Genomic DNA, 15636 nt, shown 5'->3' with positions numbered 1-15636 from the left:
CCATGCTGACTACCGCACAGATCCAACAGGCCGCGGCCCGCCTCGATGGCGCCGAACGCTCCCGGGAACAGATCGGCCAACTGTCCCTGGCCTACCCCGACATCAGCGTTGAAGACGCCTACGCCATCCAGCGCTGCTGGGTGGAACAGAAAATCCGCGATGGCCGCAAGCTGGTGGGGCACAAGATCGGCCTGACCTCCCGGGCCATGCAGGTGTCGTCGAACATCAGCGAACCGGATTTCGGTGCCCTGCTCGACGACATGTTCTTCGACGAAGGCAGCGACATCCCATTCCAGCGTTTTATCGTGCCGCGGGTCGAGGTGGAGCTGGCGTTTATCCTCGGCAAGCCGCTCAAGGGCCCCAACTGCACCCTGTTCGACGTGCTGGAAGCCACTGAATGGGTGATCCCGGCCTTGGAAATCATCGACGCGCGCATCCAGCAACTGGACCCGCAGACCCAGGTCACCCGCAAGGTGTTCGACACCATTTCCGACAACGCCGCCAACGCCGGGGTGGTGATGGGCGGTCGAGCCGTGCGCCCGGGGGACATTGACCTGCGCAAGGTGCCGGCGGTGCTGTACCGCAATGGTGTGATCGAGGAGTCCGGGGTCTCGGCAGCGGTGCTCAACCACCCGGCCAAGGGCGTGGCCTGGCTGGCCAACAAACTGGCGGCCTATGACGTCGGCCTGGAGGCCGGGCAGATCATTCTCGGCGGTTCCTTTACCCGCCCGGTGGCGGCCAATCCGGGGGACGTGTTCCACGTCGACTACGACCAACTGGGCTCCATCGCCTGCCGTTTTGTCTGAGGAAACTGCCATGCAGCTGCCGATCAACCGCTTCAAACAACGCCTGCAAGACGCCGAGCCACAGATCGGCCTGTGGGTCGGCCTGGCCAATGCCTATTGCGCCGAACTCGCGGCCAATGCCGGTTTTGACTGGCTGTTGCTGGACGGCGAACACGCCCCCAATGACCTGCGCGGCTTGCTCGGCCAGTTGCAGGCGATTGCCCCCTACCCGGTGCACGGCATCATCCGCCCGCCCATTGGCGACACCGCGCTGATCAAGCAATTGCTGGACATCGGTGCCCAGACCTTGCTGGTGCCCATGGTCGAAAGCGCCGAGCAGGCCCGGCAACTGGTGCGCGCCATGCGTTATCCACCCGAAGGCATTCGCGGGGTGGGCAGCGCCCTGGCCCGGGCGTCGCGCTGGAACAGCGTGCCGGGTTACCTGGACCAGGCCGACGCACAAATGTGCCTGCTGGTGCAGATCGAAAACCTTGCCGGCCTGGCCAACCTCGACCAGATTGCTGCTGTGGATGGGGTGGACGGGGTGTTTATCGGGCCGGCGGACTTGTCGGCGTCCATGGGCCATCGCGGCAACCCCGGGCACCCCGAAGTGGCGGCAGCGATCGAGGACGCCATCCTGCGGATTCGCCGCGCCGGCAAGGCCGCCGGGATCCTCAGCGCCGACCAGACCCTGGCACGGCGGGCGATTGAGTTGGGGGCGAATTTCGTTGCGGTGGGTGTGGATACCACGGTGCTGATGAAAGGTCTGCAAACCCTCGCCGGCCAGTACAAGACCCTGGAGACCCCTAGCACCAGCGGCGGCGGGGTTTATTGACGCCCCCCGTACCTTGCAGGAGCCGGCTTGCCGACGATCGCAGTGTCAAGACAGGCGCAGTGCTTGAGGGCGCTATCGCTGGCAAGCCAGCGCCCACACAGGGTTGATGTTCACCCCGCCCCTGCAGGAGCCCGGCTGGCCGGCGATGGCGGGGTTTATCGGGTGCGGCTGGCCAGGCGCCAGACTCGGGCGATGTCGGCGGCGCGGGCCCGCAGCAGGCGCGGTGCTTCGCTGCAGGCCTGTTCCAGGCTCATAGGTCCGGATGCCAGGGCGAACGCTGCGTCCACTCCATGTTGGTACATCTGCTCGTAGCCGTCGCCCAGGGTGCCGGCCAGCACAATCACCGGTACGCCGTGCTGGCGGGCGATGCGGGCGACGCCAAAGGGGGTCTTGCCGCGCAAGGTCTGGGCGTCGAAGCGCCCTTCCCCGGTGATCACCAAATCAGCGCCCATCACGGCCTGCTCCAACCCCACCAACTCGGCCACCACTTCCACGCCTGGGCGGAACTGCGCCCCGAGGAACGCCTTGGCGGCAAACCCCAGGCCGCCGGCCGCGCCGCTGCCGGGTTCGTCGCGCACATCCTTGGGCAGGACCTGGGCACACAGGTCGGCAAAATGCCCCAGGGCCTGGTCCAGCGCCCGCACTTGCTGCGGTGACGCGCCCTTCTGCGGACCGAAAATCGCCGATGCACCGTGGTCGCCGCACAACGGGTTGTTGACGTCGGCGGCGATCTCGAAGCGCACCCGGTCCAGGCGCGGGTCCAGGCCGTCGAGTTCGATACGGGCCAAGTCCGCCAGGGCCAGGCCGCCCCGGGGCAGGATCCGGCCCTGCGGGTCCAGAAGCTTCAAGCCCAAAGCCTGCAAGGCTCCGGCGCCGCCGTCGTTGGTGGCGCTGCCGCCAATGGCCAGGATGATGCGCTCGGCCCCGGCCTCCAGCGCCGCCAGAATCACCTCGCCGGTGCCAAAGGTGCTGCTGACACAGGCGTCGCGCTGCCCCAGGGGCACCAACTGCAAGCCACTGGCCTCGGCCATTTCAATGATTGCCGTGCGGCTCTCCGGCAGCCAGCCCCAACGGGCCTCGACCGGGTTGCCCAAGGGGCCCTGGACCAGAGTGCTGCGCGGCTCGCCGGCGCAGGCGGCCAGCACCGACTCCACCGTACCTTCACCGCCATCGGCCATCGGGCACTGGAGCAACTGCGCATCCGGCCAGATGTCCGCCAGACCGAGGGCAATGGCTTGGGCGACGCCTTCGGCACTCAGGCTGTCCTTGAAGGAGTCGGGGGCGATGATGATTTTCATGGGCTATCTCCGGTTCTTATGCCATGCATGCTGCCAGTTGCCATCGAGGCTGACGCCTGTCGACTGCACAAGTGCGCGACGGCTTTATTGTTCATTGCTACAAGAACCGCGACCAAACCTCGCCTTGGCGTGGCCCGGCCATTCACAAACCTCAGTGGGCATCGCTGCCTTGGGGCAGCAATTGCACGCCCAGATACAGCGCCAGCATGCCATCGAGCCGCAACGGGTCGACGCCGCTCAGCTCGGCAATGCGCTCCATGCGGTAACGCAGGCTGTTGCGGTGAATGCCCAGGGCATCGGCACAGGCCTGGCTTTGCCCATCGTGCTCGCACCAACTGCGCAGGGTCGCGAGCAACTGGCCGTTGCTGTCCTTGGCGATCACCTTGCGCAACGGGCTGAGCAACTCGTCCAGGGCATCATCATTGCGATGGCGCCAGAGCATCACCGGCAGGCGATAACGGTTCAGGGTCAGCACGCGTGAATGCCCCAATACGTCACGACCGTAGGCCAGCAAGTCGCCAACCCGACGATAGCAACGGCGCAACCCGGCCAGGCCGTCAGCCTGCCCGCCAATGGCGATGCGCAGGATGTTCCAGCCCAGGCCATCGAGCTTTTCCAGCAACCGCGGGTTATCGACGGTGGTCGCTGCCGGTCGGCACCACAACAGCGAGGTCTTGGAGGCGCTGACGCACCAGCTGTCCGGGTAGCGCGACATCAACCAGGCACTCAGGGCTTCGGCAGTCTGCCCGGCGCTGTGTTCCAGGCCCAGTTCGAACAGGTACGGGGTGCGCGGCAACTGCGGCTTGAGGCCCATCTGCTGCGCCTCGTCCACCAGCCGCGGCGAGTCACCGTCATCGCTGAGCAGCAAGGCCAGCAAGTCGTCGCCACGCTGGCGGCGCCATTGTTGTTCAGCCTGCTGATGGCGCTGGCCCACCAGCATCTCGGCGGTCATGCGCACCAGTTCGGCGTAGGTGCGCAACTGCTCCGGGTCGCCGGTGATGCCCAGCACGCCGATCAGCCGCTGGTCATGCAGCAACGGCAGGTTGATCCCCGGCTGCACGCCCTTGAGGTGCTTGGCGGTCTGCACGTCGATCTCCACCACACGACCGTTGGCCAGCACCAGTTGCGCGCCCTCGTGGCGAGTGTTGACGCGCTCCGGTTCGCCACTGCCGAGGATCAGGCCCTGGCTGTCCATGACGTTGACGTTGTAGGGCAAGATGGCCATCGTCCGGTCGACGATATCCTGGGCCAGGTCATGATCCAGTTCGAACATAGCAGCGTGATCCTTGAAGGCGGATTCTTGTGAAAAGCCGGAAACTTGGTCGCCAGCACGGACGAAGCGTGCAATCGCTGTGCGCAAGCACAAAGACAGCCGCCTTGACCTGACCGAGACTCTCAGGGCGGTCAACGTTACCCTTGCACCGCAAAAAATCATAATAAAGAGAGACCCGCCATGTCACAGAGCGCCGCTGCCGTCCTGGCCACAGCTGACGAAAAGAACACCGTCTACAAGCGCATCACCCTGCGCTTGATCCCCTTCATCTTCATTTGCTACCTGTTCAACTACCTGGACCGGGTCAACGTTGGCTTCGCCAAGTTGCAAATGCTCGATGCGCTGAAATTCAGTGAAACCGTGTACGGCCTCGGGGCCGGCATCTTCTTTATCGGTTACGTGCTGTGCGGCGTGCCGAGCAACCTGGCATTGAACAAGTTCGGCCCTCGGCGCTGGATTGCGCTGATGATGATCACCTGGGGCACCCTGTCCACCTGCCTGCTGTTCGTCACCACCCCGACCCAGTTCTACACCCTGCGCCTGTTCACCGGGGCCGCCGAAGCCGGCTTCTTCCCCGGCGTGGTGCTGTACCTCTCGCAGTGGTTCCCGAGCTTCCGTCGCGGCCGCATCATGGCCCTGTTCATGTCGGCGATCCCGGTGTCCGGCCTGCTCGGCAGCCCCTTCTCCGGCTGGATCCTCAACCACTTCGCCGCCGGCCAGGGTGGCCTTGCGGGCTGGCAGTGGATGTTCCTGCTGCAGGGCATTCCGACAGTCGTGCTGGGTGGCCTGGCGTTTTTCCTGCTTAGCGACAGCTTCGCCAACGCCACGTGGCTGACGCCCAAGGAGCGTGCGGTGCTCGAAGCCGACCAGGCCGAAGACGCCGCCAACAAGCCCAAGACCACCGGCGACTCCCTGGCCGCGGTGTTCAAGAACCCGGCGATCTGGGCCTTTGGCCTGATCTACTTCTGCATCCAGAGCGGCGTCTACGCCATCAACTTCTGGTTGCCGTCGATCATCAAGAACCTGGGCTTCAGCGACAACCTGGTGATCGGTTGGCTGAGCGCCATTCCCTACTTGCTGGCGGCGGTGTTCATGCTGCTGGTGGGCCGTTCCGCCGACCTGCGCAAGGAGCGCCGCTGGCACTTGGTGGTGCCGATGCTGATGGGCGCCGTGGGCTTGCTGATCGCGGTCAACTTCGCCAGCCAGCCGGCCATCGCCATCCTCGGCCTGACCATCGCCACCATGGGCGCCCTCACCGGTCTGCCAATGTTCTGGCCGGTGCCCACAGCGCTGCTCAGTGCCGGTGCCGCTGCCGGTGGCCTGGCGTTGATCAACTCCATGGGCCAGATGGCCGGTTTTCTCAGCCCGTACATCGTCGGCTGGGTCAAGGACACCACCGGCTCCACCGATGCCGCCCTGTACCTGTTGGCCGGGGTGATCGTCGCCGGCAGCTTGCTGGCCCTGCGCATGACCCGCAGCCTGCGTAACCAGTAAGCCCTCCCCAAGCCCGCGTCGGACTGCCCCGCCGCCGACGCGGCGCCTCGCTCCTGATACCGCCCCTCGCTTGTGCATCCAGACAGCACGGCCAGCGCCCTCGGACGTCGTATTTTCCCTTGATTGAGATTGCTCCTGGCCGGGGTTCTGGTATTTGATGTGTGCCCGACGCCTCGTCTGCGACGCTGCGGTCGCTTCCTCAACGCACAAGGATTTCGTTCATGAGCCATCGCCTCCTCGGCCATTCCGGCCTCAAGGTCTCCGCCCTGACCCTGGGCACCATGATGTTCGGCGAGCAGACCCAAACCGACGACGCCCTGCGCATCATCGACAAGGCCTGGGACCAGGGCATCAACTTTATCGACACCGCCGACGTCTACACAGGCGGGCGCTCCGAAGAGATCGTCGGTGAAGCCATTGCCCGCCGCCGTCATGACTGGGTGGTGGCGTCCAAAGTCGGCTTCGGCCCGGCCGACGGCGTGCCCAACCGCGCCGGTCTGAGCCGCAAGCATATTTTCAACGCCATCGACGCCAGCCTGACCCGCCTGGGCAGCGACTACCTGGACATCTATTACCTGCACCGCGAAGACCACAACACGCCGCTGGAGGTGAGCATCCGCGCCATCGGCGACCTGCTGCGCCAGGGCAAGATCCGTTACTGGGGGCTGTCCAACTACCGCGGCTGGCGGATCGCCGAAGCGGTGCGGATCGCTGACCAACTGGGGATCGAGCGCCCGGTGATCAGCCAACCGCTGTACAACATCGTCAACCGCCAGGCCGAGGCCGAGCAGATCACCGCCGCCCGCGCCTACGGTCTTGGCGTGGTGCCTTACAGCCCGTTGGCCCGGGGCGTGCTCAGTGGCAAATACGCCCCTGATGTGGCACCGGACAGCAGCAGCCGCGCCGGGCGCCAGGACAAGCGCATCCTGGAAACCGAATGGCGGGTCGAATCCCTGCGCATCGCCCAGCAGATCCAGGAGTACTGCCAGGGCCGAGGTGTGGGGATCGTGCCCTTCGCCATCGCCTGGGTGCTGAACAATCAGGCGGTCAGTTCGGCCATCGTCGGCCCGCGTACCGAGCAGCAGTGGGATGCCTACACCGAGGCGTTGAGCGTGCGCATCAGCGCCGAAGACGAAGCTTTTATCGACGCTCTGGTCGCCCCCGGGCATGCCTCGACCCCCGGCTTCAATGACGTCAGTCATTTCGTTTCCGGGCGCACACCATTCTCGGCCTGAGGCCCGCACCTGGCCGCCCAGCGCGGGCGGCCACTGCTCAATCGGCGGGATTAATCGGCGGTTTTGGCCAAAACGAGAAATTCCTCCACAAAACACCCGGATTCAGCGCAAATTTCTCGCTGTAAACCCTCTATATTCCCCTCGACGTACATCCCCCCTATTTCATCAAGCCTGCGGTGCAGGTCACACGAGGACAGCGTGTCTAAAGGTATTGTTTTATCGGTTCTGGCGTCGGTGCTGTTTGCCGTCATGTACTACTACACCTCGCTGCTGGCGCCGCTTTCCGGGCTGGAGATCTTTGGCTGGCGGATGCTGCTGACCCTGCCCTGCATGACCCTGTTCATGATCCTGGCCGGCGAATGGCCGCGAGTGGTCGGCCTGGGCCGACGGGTGCTGGCCACGCCGGCCCTGCTTCTGGCGCTGATGCTGTCCTCGGCCCTGGTGGGCGCGCAACTCTGGCTGTTTATGTGGGCGCCACTCAACGGCCATAGCCTGGATGTGTCCCTGGGGTATTTCCTCCTGCCGCTGACCATGGTGCTGACCGGGCGCATTGCCTATGGCGAACGCCTGTCACGGCTGCAGAAAATCGCCACCCTGTTCGCCGGCGTCGGGGTGTTCAATGAGCTGTATCAAATGGGTGGGGTGTCGTGGCCGACCTTGCTGGTGGTGCTGGGTTACCCGCTGTACTTCGTGCTGCGCAAACGCCTGGGCACCGATCACCTGGGCGGCCTGTGGTTCGACATGGCGCTGCTGATCCCCGTGGCCCTGTGGTTCGCCCAGGACTTCAACGTACTGGAGCGCAACCCGGGCCTGTACCTGCTGATTCCATTGCTCGGGGTGATCAGCGCCTCGGCCTTGCTTTGCTACATCATCGCCAGCCGGCTGCTGGCCTTCAGCCTGTTCGGCCTGCTGAGTTACGTTGAACCCGTGCTGTTGCTGGCCGTGGCCCTGCTGCTGGGAGAAAGCATCGGGCCGGGGGAATGGTTGACCTACGGGCCGATCTGGCTGGCGGTGCTGGTGCTGGTGCTGGAAGGTTTCAGGCACCTGCTGCGCCAGCGTCGCCGTCGGCACTCATGAGCCACCTCAGGGCTTGATCTGTTTCAGCTCGTTGAGCAGGCCCAGCAAGGCCTGGAGCTTTTCTTCCCCGAACTGCTGCTGGATCTTCTGGTAGTTGATTTCCATGTCGCCGCTCATGGACTCGAAACAGGCTTCGCCACGCTCGGTCAGGGTGATAAACAGACGGCGCTGGTCTTCCGGGGATTTGCGCCGGCTGACGTATTCATCACGCTCCAGCCGGGTCAGCACACCGGTCATGCTGGGCGGCAGGATGCAGGCCATCTTCGCCAGTTGATGGCTTTCCAGCTCGCCGTTCTGGCGCAGGATACGAATCACCCGCCACTGCTGTTCGGTGAGGTCGTGCTGGTTCAAAGAGGGGCGAAAAAAAGCCATGGCGGCTTCACGGGCCTGGAGCAAGGTCAGGGTCAGCGAGGGTCTGGGTGTCTTCATCGAGGGCCGTCGGTCAGGGGGTCGGGTAGGCAGGCGAGAAACATTAACACATTCACTATCGGCAACCGACAGGCAAAATAAAGCCCGACCCGGCACGCGCCGGATCGGGCTCTGTTATCAATGCGGCCTGGCCTTAATCGGTGGCGAGCACACCACGACGCACCTGGTCACGCTCGATCGATTCGAACAGCGCCTTGAAGTTGCCTTCACCGAAACCATCGTCGCCCTTGCGCTGGATGAATTCGAAGAACACCGGGCCCATCAGGTCTCCGAGAAAATCTGCAACAACAGGCGCTTGTCGCCGGCTTCCGACGAGCCGTCCAGCAAGATGCCCCGTGATTGCAGCTCGTTGACCGGCTCACCGTGGTTCGGCAGGCGACCTTCAAGCATCTCGTAATAGGTTTCCGGCGGCGCGGTCATAAAGCGCATGCCGATCTTTTTCAACGCATCCCAAGTTTTCACCAAGTCATCGGTGAGGAACGCCACGTGCTGGATGCCCTCGCCGTTGAACTGCATCAGGAACTCTTCGATCTGCCCGGCGCCCTTGGACGATTCCTCGTTCAGCGGGATGCGGATCATGCCGTCCGGAGCGGTCATGGCCTTGGAGGTCAGGCCGGTGTATTCGCCCTTGATGTCGAAGTAGCGGATCTCGCGGAAGTTGAACAGTTTCTCGTAGAAGCCGGCCCAGTAAGCCATGCGTCCGCGGTACACGTTGTGGGTCAGGTGGTCGATGATCTTCAGGCCCGCGCCCTCGGGATGGCGGTCTACGCCGTCGAGGAACACGAAGTCGATGTCATAGATCGAGCTGCCTTCACCATAACGATCGATCAGGTACAGCGGCGCGCCGCCGATGCCTTTGATCGCCGGCAGGTTCAGCTCCATGGGGCCGGTGGCGATGTGGATCGGCTGGGCACCCAGCTCCAGGGCACGGGAATAGGCCTGCTGGGCGTTCTGCACGCGGAACGCCATGCCGCACACCGACGGGCCGTGCTCGGCGGCAAAGTACGAGGCCACGCTGTGAGGTTCGTTGTTGAGGATCAGGTTGATCGCGCCCTGACGGTACAGGTGCACGTCTTTGGAACGGTGGGTCGCGACCTTGGTAAAGCCCATGATCTGGAAGATCGGCTCAAGGGTATTGGCGGTAGGCGATGCGAATTCGATGAATTCAAAGCCCATCAGGCCCATTGGGTTTTCGAAGATATCTGCCATGGTTGGCGCCTCATCATTTTTAGAATTAACCGCCGCGATACGCGGAGGGTCAGTGCTTATGAATGCTGAGGAGCGAGGGTGGCGCGCAGGAGATACCGCGCACGCTGCGGGCGAGGAAATCACCGTAGATCAGTTGGAAACCGAATATCTTCATGTCGACCCTGTCTTGCTTGCAGGCTGGCGAGGCTTCTGCTGCCAGAAGACTTTATTATTGTATGCGTAACCGGATTCTACACAGCGTAAATATGTTTGTCCGTAATCTCTATAAAATCCGCTTTTTTGCCGGCGTCGCAAGGCCTTTGTTGCACAAATAAAGGCCGACGAGAATCAGCGCCCCGCCCAGGCCCATGCTCAGGGTCAGCGGCTCCGCCAGTAACAGGGCACCGAGCAGCACCGCGGTCAGCGGGTTGAGTGCGATGAAGGCTCCGGCGCGGGTGGCACCGATGCGCTGCACGCCATCGTAATAGAGGATGTAGGCCAGAGCCGAACCGAGCACGCCGAGGTACAGCAGCCCTAGGCCTTGTCCGAGGTTGAGCTGGGCGATCGCCGCCAGGTCCACGTCGCCCATGGCCAGGGTCACCGCCCACAGCATCAGCGTGCCCAGCCCAATGGAGTAGGTCACGGTTTGCAACGGGCCGAGGCTGCTGTTGAGGTTCCTGGCGCCCAAGGAATAGAGGCCCCACCCCAGTACGCAGCCAAAAATCAGCAGATCCCCACGCCAACTGGCCGCCCCAGCCTGCAAAGCCGAAGGGTCGCGACTGAGGATTACCGTGCCGGCGCCGACCAGGCACAGGGCGATGCCCATGACCTTGGTCCGGCCCAAGCGCTCCTTGAACAGCCACCACGACGCCAAGGCAATCACCGCCGGGTTCAGCGCCACAATCAATGAGGCGCGGGAGGCGCCGATGAGTTGCAGGCCGTTGAAGAAGCACAGGTTGTAGAAAAAGATGCCGAAAAAGCCCAGCACGGTCAGTTGCACAAACTGACCCCGGGTGGGGCGCGCCAGCGGGATCCGTGCCAGGACCATGAACAGCATCAATGCCAGGCTAGCCAGGAGAAAACGCACGCTGGCGGCCAATAGCGGCGCCAGGGTCCCGGCTAGCAGACGCCCGGCGACAAAGGTGCCGCCCCAGATCATGCTCACCGCTGCCAACTTGGCGTACACCGGCATAAATCCGGCGTAACGGCCGGTTCGATCAGAAAATGACATAAGACTCCAACGTCGAGGATTGAGGGCGTTGGGGTATTCTTTTGCTAATAGCCGATCATCGTAAAATGAGCTTTCATTCATGACCCTGACCCAACTCGAGATCTTTTCCCTAGTGGCCGAACTGCGCGGGTTCACCCTCGCGGCCCATCGCCTGGGCATCTCGCAATCGGCGGTGTCCCACGCCATCAAGTCCCTGGAACAGGAACTGGGGGTGGACCTATTCCGCCGTCATCAAGCCCAGGTGGAACTCAGCGACATCGGCCAACAACTGCTGCTGCGGGCTCGAGCCATGTTGGGCCTGGCCGCGACCCTGGAGCAGGAAGCCGCCGATGCCCGCGGCATGAAACGCGGCACCCTGCGGATCGGCTCCTTCGGGCCCACGGCGTCGATGCGCCTGCTGCCGGAGATTCTCCAGGGTTATCGCCTGCAGCATCCCGGGATCGAGGTGCACATCGATGAAGGACCGGATCGCCAGGTGCTGCAATGGCTGGAGCAACGCCGCATTGACCTGGGTTTCGTGGTGCTGCCCCAGGAGCGTTTCGACACCTTTGCCCTGGCGGAGGATCAACTGGTGGCCCTGCTGCCAAGCCAACACCCGCTGGCGGCCAAAAGCACGCTGACCCTGAAAGCGCTTTGCGATGATCCGTTCGTACTCACCGAAGCCGGTTCGGCAGAGCTGGTATCACGCCTGTTCGCCAACGCCGGGCTCACGCCGAAGGTGCGTTATCGCTGCTCGCAATTGCTCAGCACCCTGGAAACCGTCAGCCGCGGCGATGCCCTGAGCATTGTCGCCCAACTGTCCCTACCGCTCTCCCCGGACCCGCGCTACGTGACCCGAGAGCTGTTGCCAGCCGCCCACCGCAACGTGGGGATTGCTGTGCTCGATCAACGCCAGGCGTCGCCCGCAACCCTGGCCTTTATCCAGCACGCGCAAACCCTGTATCGCCGCTGAAAGCCATCTATCCTGCTGCTTACCACGCCGGTGCCAGACTCTAGGCCGCTGCCCTCCCCTGCCAAAGGTTCGCTCGCTAGCAGCCCGTTGCAGCGCTCGACCCGATCCTTGCGCCCGCTGCTGATGGCGTTGCTGCCCATTGGGCTTGGGCTGTTCATCCTCCATCTGCAAGCCGAACGAGCGCTGCAACAGAGCAGCCTGGAAACCGCCCAGGAGGCCGTGCGCCAATTCGACCTGATGCTGGACAACAGCCATATCGCCGCTCAGGCCTTGCTGCCGCTGGCGGGGCAAGCCTGTGACGAGCAGCAACAATTGGCCCTGCGCGATCAAGTGGTGCGCCGACCTTTTGTACGCTCAACCAACCTGGTGTGGCGCAAGAGCAACTATTGCAGCTCGCTGCTGGGCAATGTCACGGTGCCGCTTGATCCCGAGGACTACATCGAGGGCAAACTTTGGCTCATGAACGGCAACCCGGTGACCCCGAACAGCTCACTGCTGGTCTACCGGCTCAGCGAAGGCGAGCGAGCAGCGTTGGCCACGATTGACGGTTACCACCTGGCCAATGTGCTGCGCCTGATCAGTCGCTTTGCTGAGCTGCAATTGCAAGTGGGCCCCATTGGATATCGGCCAAAGGCCAGGTGCATGACACGCCCCCGCCACGCGCCGCCGTAGCCGCCGAAGAACTGGCCTCGTTCCGTTATCCCTATCACGTCAGCGTGGGGTTCCCTGCCGGGGCAGTCTGGCGCTATATGAAGGCCCAGTATCCGGCGCTGTTCAGCCTTCTGGTCTTCCTCGGAGCGCTGGCGGGCATCGCTGGCCACCGCCTGCAAAAGCGCTCGTCCTCCCCCAGCCGGGAACTACAACGGGCCCTGAAGGCGGGAGAATTCATCCCCTATTTCCAGCCGGTGGTGCGCGGCGACACGCTGCAATGGGCCGGCGTGGAAGTGCTGATGCGCTGGCAGCACCCCCAGGAGGGCCTGGTGCGTCCCGACCTGTTTATCCCCTTCGCCGAACACTCGGGCCTGATCGTGCCCATGACCCGCTCCCTGATGGAACAGACCGCACAGGCACTGGTGCCCCATGCCGCAGACTTCACCGAGGGTTTCCATATCGGCATCAACATCACCGCCCGCCATTGCCAGGACATGGCGCTGCTTGAAGAGTGCCGCACCTTTCTCGCGGCGTTCCCACCGGGCAAGGTGATCCTGGTGCTGGAACTGACGGAGCGCGAATTGATATAGCCCAGTGCGACCACCCAGCAATTGTTTGAAGCCCTGCGCCAATTGGGGGTGTTGATCGCCATCGATGACTTCGGCACCGGGCATTCCAGCCTGGCTTACCTGCGCCAGTTCAACGTCGATTATTTGAAGATCGATCAGAGCTTCGTGGCGATGATCGGGGCTGATGCACTCTCCGGCCATATCCTGGACAGCATCATCGAACTCTCGGGCAAGCTGGATTTGGGTATTGACGCCGAAGGCATCGAAACAGCTGAACAACGGGATTACCTGGCGCAACGCGGTGTGGACTTCCTCCAGGGTTATTTATTTGCCCGCCCCATGCCCCAGGAGAAACTGCTGGAAGCACTGCAAGGCCACTAAATTGCCACTTCAGTAAAAGTGGCATATTCGGGCGCATTGCCAACGCGCACCAAGATGAATCATTTGACAGTAACTCCCAGTAACAAGAACAACCTGATTTACTCCAACAGCATTAACTACTACAATTTTTCTTGCCTGTTCAAGCATCACAGGAAGGCCGTTTAATCGAACCCTTCCCAGGCGCCTGGCTAATAGCTTTGTTTGTGCCAGGTATCAGCAAAAATACATTATTGGAGTAAAGATATTGTCCAGACTCGCTGAATTCCGCGCAGCAGAAAAGGCGCTTCAAGAACAGCTCGCGCAACTGGAATCCCTGAAGAACGATGCCGGACTCAAGAAGGAAATCGAGTTCGAAGAAAAACTCCAGGGCCTGATGAAGACTTACGGCAAGAGCCTGCGCGACATCATCGCCATCCTCGATCCAGCCCTGGGCAAAACCGTGCTGCCATCGGCCAACGCCCCTAAACAGCGCCGCGCACGCGTGGTCAAGGTCTATCAGAACCCGCACACCGGCGAGCTGATTGAAACCAAAGGCGGCAACCACCGCGGCCTGAAAGCCTGGAAAGAACAGTACGGCGCCGCCACTGTAGATGCTTGGCTGCGCGGTTAAGGCAGACGGCATATTTCAAGGGCCCCGCGTAGGCGGGGCCTTTAGATCAGTAAGAATTTTCTTATCGCAATTCGAGTTAATTACCCCTCGCGTTCAGACTCCTCCTTCACACAAAGGCACTAACTAGTGCACCCTTTTGCGCGCCAATAGCAAACGTACAACAGCACCCCCTGCAACTTTAGGGTTAATGCCTTTTCCATAACCCTCAGCGCACAAATCGAACAGAAACGAAGAGATTCATTTAGAGTTTCAAGCTGTTTCTGGCGGCGAGTATTTCTTCTTGGCTATCGGCATAGGCCGCTGCTTGCCCGGCGTATGAAAGTACATAGGCCTTATCAACATCCACGGCCGCCACCAATGTTTGTGACAACACATGACGCCCGTTCTGAGTAATGGTGCAGGTCGTTTCCAGGGCCGACAGGCGACTCAGCCGCGCTTCATGAATTTTGTTACACACACTTTGGTAACCGCCTTGGGCGAAGTCCTTCTGGATCGACTTGCGCATCTCCAGCAAAACCCCTTGAAGGTTCACCACGTGGCCACTTTCGACCTGGGTCATGGTCAATTCCATAACCAATTGCGGCGTACCTGCCGCATCATTTTTTACCGCACGCTGGCGGGAAACCTTGCCCGCTTGTTCGGCGGACGCTTCAGGAACGGCTTCGACTTCCCAACCATTAGGCCAGGTCAATTGAGGTTCCTGTGCCTGCACGATATTGCTCAGCAACAGGCCGCACAGGCTCAATGCCAGGGTTTTGGGGAACTTGATCATGCTCATGCACACATCGGGGGCCAGCCGCAAAGTCTGAGCCCGACGCGAGGATTGGGCAATAGATCAGGAGCATTGGGTTTGGCGTCGCTCTGCCCTCTTGCGTATCATTGCGCGATCGCAAGGACGCCTGATTATCGCAAGCCAAGGGATTGCTCGTGAGCGCGAGCGCCGTTTGCCCCACTTTTATTCCGGAGGGCCCATGAGCCTGCACGAACTCGACACTTTCCCCGGCGTCACCGCCCAACCTGATAGCGCCACCGCACAATTCGTGTTCAACCACACCATGTTGCGGGTCAAGGACATTACCCAGTCCCTGGATTTTTACACCCGGATCATGGGCTTCTCCTTGGTGGAAAAACGCGACTTCCCTGAAGCCGAATTCAGCCTGTACTTCCTGGCCCTGGTGGACAAGGCGCAGATCCCGGCCGACGCCGCGGCACGCACTCAATGGATGAAGTCCATCCCCGGCATTCTCGAACTGACCCACAACCACGGCACCGAGAACGACCCGGACTTCGCCTACCACAACGGCAACACCGACCCTCGCGGTTTTGGCCACATCTGCATTTCGGTGCCGGACATCGTTGCCGCCTGCGAACGCTTCGAAGCCCTGGGCTGCGACTTCCAGAAACGCCTGAACGATGGCCGCATGAAGAGCCTGGCGTTTATCAAGGACCCGGACGGCTACTGGGTCGAAATCATCCAGCCCGCCCCGCTGTAACCGACGTTGTAGGAGCGGGCGCTGTAGGACTTGGCTTGCCAGCGATAGCGCCCTCCCGCCCTGTACCTGACGCGAAGCCCTTATCAGCGACAAGCCGGCTCCCACACAGTTGGATTGCAAAGCGGCAATAAAAAA

13 protein-coding genes and 2 pseudogenes are annotated in these 15636 nt (G+C 62.2%); 9 read left to right on the top strand and 6 right to left on the bottom strand.

What is annotated here, in order from left to right:
• Nucleotides 1-2 precede the first annotated feature (2 nt).
• Together hpaH and hpaI are read left to right on the top strand one after the other, a co-directional pair.
• Nucleotides 3-806 (top strand): 2-oxo-hept-4-ene-1,7-dioate hydratase, encoded by an 804-nt coding sequence (hpaH, locus tag M1B35_RS04790; protein ID WP_268261367.1) that lies wholly within the window; start codon nt 3-5, stop codon nt 804-806.
• Between the two features lie 10 nt (nt 807-816).
• Nucleotides 817-1620: a 4-hydroxy-2-oxoheptanedioate aldolase gene (gene hpaI / locus M1B35_RS04785; RefSeq protein WP_123333436.1), complete on the top strand. Its 804-nt coding sequence runs from the start codon at nt 817-819 to the stop codon at nt 1618-1620.
• A gap of 155 nt (nt 1621-1775) precedes the next feature.
• On the opposite strand, the gene M1B35_RS04780 is transcribed toward hpaI, so the two are convergent.
• Together M1B35_RS04780 and M1B35_RS04775 are read right to left on the bottom strand one after the other, a co-directional pair.
• Nucleotides 1776-2918, bottom strand: a complete 1143-nt coding sequence (locus tag M1B35_RS04780; RefSeq protein WP_268261366.1) for a glycerate kinase — start codon at nt 2916-2918, stop codon at nt 1776-1778.
• Nucleotides 2919-3069: 151 nt separating this feature from the next.
• Nucleotides 3070-4191 (bottom strand): sugar diacid recognition domain-containing protein, encoded by a 1122-nt coding sequence (locus tag M1B35_RS04775; RefSeq protein ID WP_268261365.1) that lies wholly within the window; start codon nt 4189-4191, stop codon nt 3070-3072.
• 180 nt (nt 4192-4371) lie between these two features.
• On the opposite strand from M1B35_RS04775, the gene M1B35_RS04770 reads away from it, so the two are divergent.
• The 3 genes from M1B35_RS04770 to rarD all read left to right on the top strand — a co-directional run bounded on the left by M1B35_RS04770 (nt 4372) and on the right by rarD (nt 7997).
• A complete protein-coding gene (locus M1B35_RS04770) occupies nt 4372-5685 on the top strand; it encodes an MFS transporter (protein WP_268261364.1) in 1314 nt (437 codons plus the stop codon).
• Between the two features lie 221 nt (nt 5686-5906).
• The gene (locus M1B35_RS04765; RefSeq protein ID WP_268261363.1) at nt 5907-6920 is read left to right on the top strand and encodes an aldo/keto reductase; all 1014 of its coding nucleotides are present in this window, start codon (nt 5907-5909) and stop codon (nt 6918-6920) included.
• 198 nt (nt 6921-7118) lie between these two features.
• Nucleotides 7119-7997 (top strand): EamA family transporter RarD, encoded by an 879-nt coding sequence (gene rarD, locus M1B35_RS04760; RefSeq protein WP_123333446.1) that lies wholly within the window; start codon nt 7119-7121, stop codon nt 7995-7997.
• Nucleotides 7998-8003: 6 nt separating this feature from the next.
• Here the strand turns inward: rarD and hpaR are convergent, their stop codons facing one another.
• The 3 genes and pseudogenes from hpaR to M1B35_RS04745 all read right to left on the bottom strand — a co-directional run bounded on the left by hpaR (nt 8004) and on the right by M1B35_RS04745 (nt 10845).
• The gene (gene hpaR, locus M1B35_RS04755; protein ID WP_123333448.1) at nt 8004-8426 is read right to left on the bottom strand and encodes a homoprotocatechuate degradation operon regulator HpaR; all 423 of its coding nucleotides are present in this window, start codon (nt 8424-8426) and stop codon (nt 8004-8006) included.
• Between the two features lie 133 nt (nt 8427-8559).
• Nucleotides 8560-9635: pseudogene (gene hppD, locus M1B35_RS04750) on the bottom strand (4-hydroxyphenylpyruvate dioxygenase).
• 262 nt (nt 9636-9897) lie between these two features.
• Nucleotides 9898-10845 carry a DMT family transporter gene (locus M1B35_RS04745; RefSeq protein ID WP_123333452.1) on the bottom strand — a complete coding sequence of 316 codons (948 nt, stop codon included), beginning with the start codon at nt 10843-10845 and terminating at the stop codon, nt 9898-9900.
• 79 nt (nt 10846-10924) lie between these two features.
• Here M1B35_RS04745 and M1B35_RS04740 point away from each other — a divergent pair, with 79 nt between their 5' ends.
• The 3 genes and pseudogenes from M1B35_RS04740 to M1B35_RS04730 all read left to right on the top strand — a co-directional run bounded on the left by M1B35_RS04740 (nt 10925) and on the right by M1B35_RS04730 (nt 14008).
• On the top strand, nt 10925-11797 hold the full coding sequence (locus M1B35_RS04740; protein WP_268261362.1) for a LysR family transcriptional regulator: 873 nt from the start codon (nt 10925-10927) through the stop codon (nt 11795-11797).
• Nucleotides 11798-11845: 48 nt separating this feature from the next.
• Nucleotides 11846-13398 (top strand): annotated as a pseudogene (locus M1B35_RS04735) (EAL domain-containing protein).
• Nucleotides 13399-13642: 244 nt separating this feature from the next.
• On the top strand, nt 13643-14008 hold the full coding sequence (locus M1B35_RS04730) for a histone-like nucleoid-structuring protein, MvaT/MvaU family (RefSeq protein WP_123333456.1): 366 nt from the start codon (nt 13643-13645) through the stop codon (nt 14006-14008).
• Between the two features lie 241 nt (nt 14009-14249).
• Here M1B35_RS04730 and M1B35_RS04725 read toward each other — a convergent pair whose 3' ends face one another.
• On the bottom strand, nt 14250-14780 hold the full coding sequence (locus M1B35_RS04725) for a DUF4946 domain-containing protein (protein WP_268261393.1): 531 nt from the start codon (nt 14778-14780) through the stop codon (nt 14250-14252).
• 199 nt (nt 14781-14979) lie between these two features.
• Here M1B35_RS04725 and gloA point away from each other — a divergent pair, with 199 nt between their 5' ends.
• Complete coding sequence (gene gloA / locus M1B35_RS04720; RefSeq protein WP_123333460.1) at nt 14980-15501, top strand: lactoylglutathione lyase; 522 nt, start codon at nt 14980-14982, stop codon at nt 15499-15501.
• The last annotated feature ends 135 nt before the right edge of the window (nt 15502-15636 follow it).

It is taken from the genome of Pseudomonas morbosilactucae (genome assembly GCF_023241665.1).
GTDB lineage: Bacteria > Pseudomonadota > Gammaproteobacteria > Pseudomonadales > Pseudomonadaceae > Aquipseudomonas > Aquipseudomonas morbosilactucae.
This window is presented reverse-complemented; position numbering and strand designations above follow the sequence as displayed.

Coding starts and splice junctions, on each gene's coding strand:
- hpaI (WP_123333436.1), top strand. CDS start 817: ATGCAGCTGCCGATCAACCGCTTCAAACAACGCCTGCAAGACGCCGAG.
- M1B35_RS04745 (WP_123333452.1), bottom strand. CDS start 10,845: ATGTCATTTTCTGATCGAACCGGCCGTTACGCCGGATTTATGCCGGTG.
- M1B35_RS04770 (WP_268261364.1), top strand. CDS start 4,372: ATGTCACAGAGCGCCGCTGCCGTCCTGGCCACAGCTGACGAAAAGAAC.
- M1B35_RS04740 (WP_268261362.1), top strand. CDS start 10,925: ATGACCCTGACCCAACTCGAGATCTTTTCCCTAGTGGCCGAACTGCGC.
- M1B35_RS04775 (WP_268261365.1), bottom strand. CDS start 4,191: ATGTTCGAACTGGATCATGACCTGGCCCAGGATATCGTCGACCGGACG.
- M1B35_RS04725 (WP_268261393.1), bottom strand. CDS start 14,780: ATGATCAAGTTCCCCAAAACCCTGGCATTGAGCCTGTGCGGCCTGTTG.
- gloA (WP_123333460.1), top strand. CDS start 14,980: ATGAGCCTGCACGAACTCGACACTTTCCCCGGCGTCACCGCCCAACCT.
- M1B35_RS04780 (WP_268261366.1), bottom strand. CDS start 2,918: ATGAAAATCATCATCGCCCCCGACTCCTTCAAGGACAGCCTGAGTGCC.
- hpaR (WP_123333448.1), bottom strand. CDS start 8,426: ATGAAGACACCCAGACCCTCGCTGACCCTGACCTTGCTCCAGGCCCGT.
- M1B35_RS04765 (WP_268261363.1), top strand. CDS start 5,907: ATGAGCCATCGCCTCCTCGGCCATTCCGGCCTCAAGGTCTCCGCCCTG.
- hpaH (WP_268261367.1), top strand. CDS start 3: ATGCTGACTACCGCACAGATCCAACAGGCCGCGGCCCGCCTCGATGGC.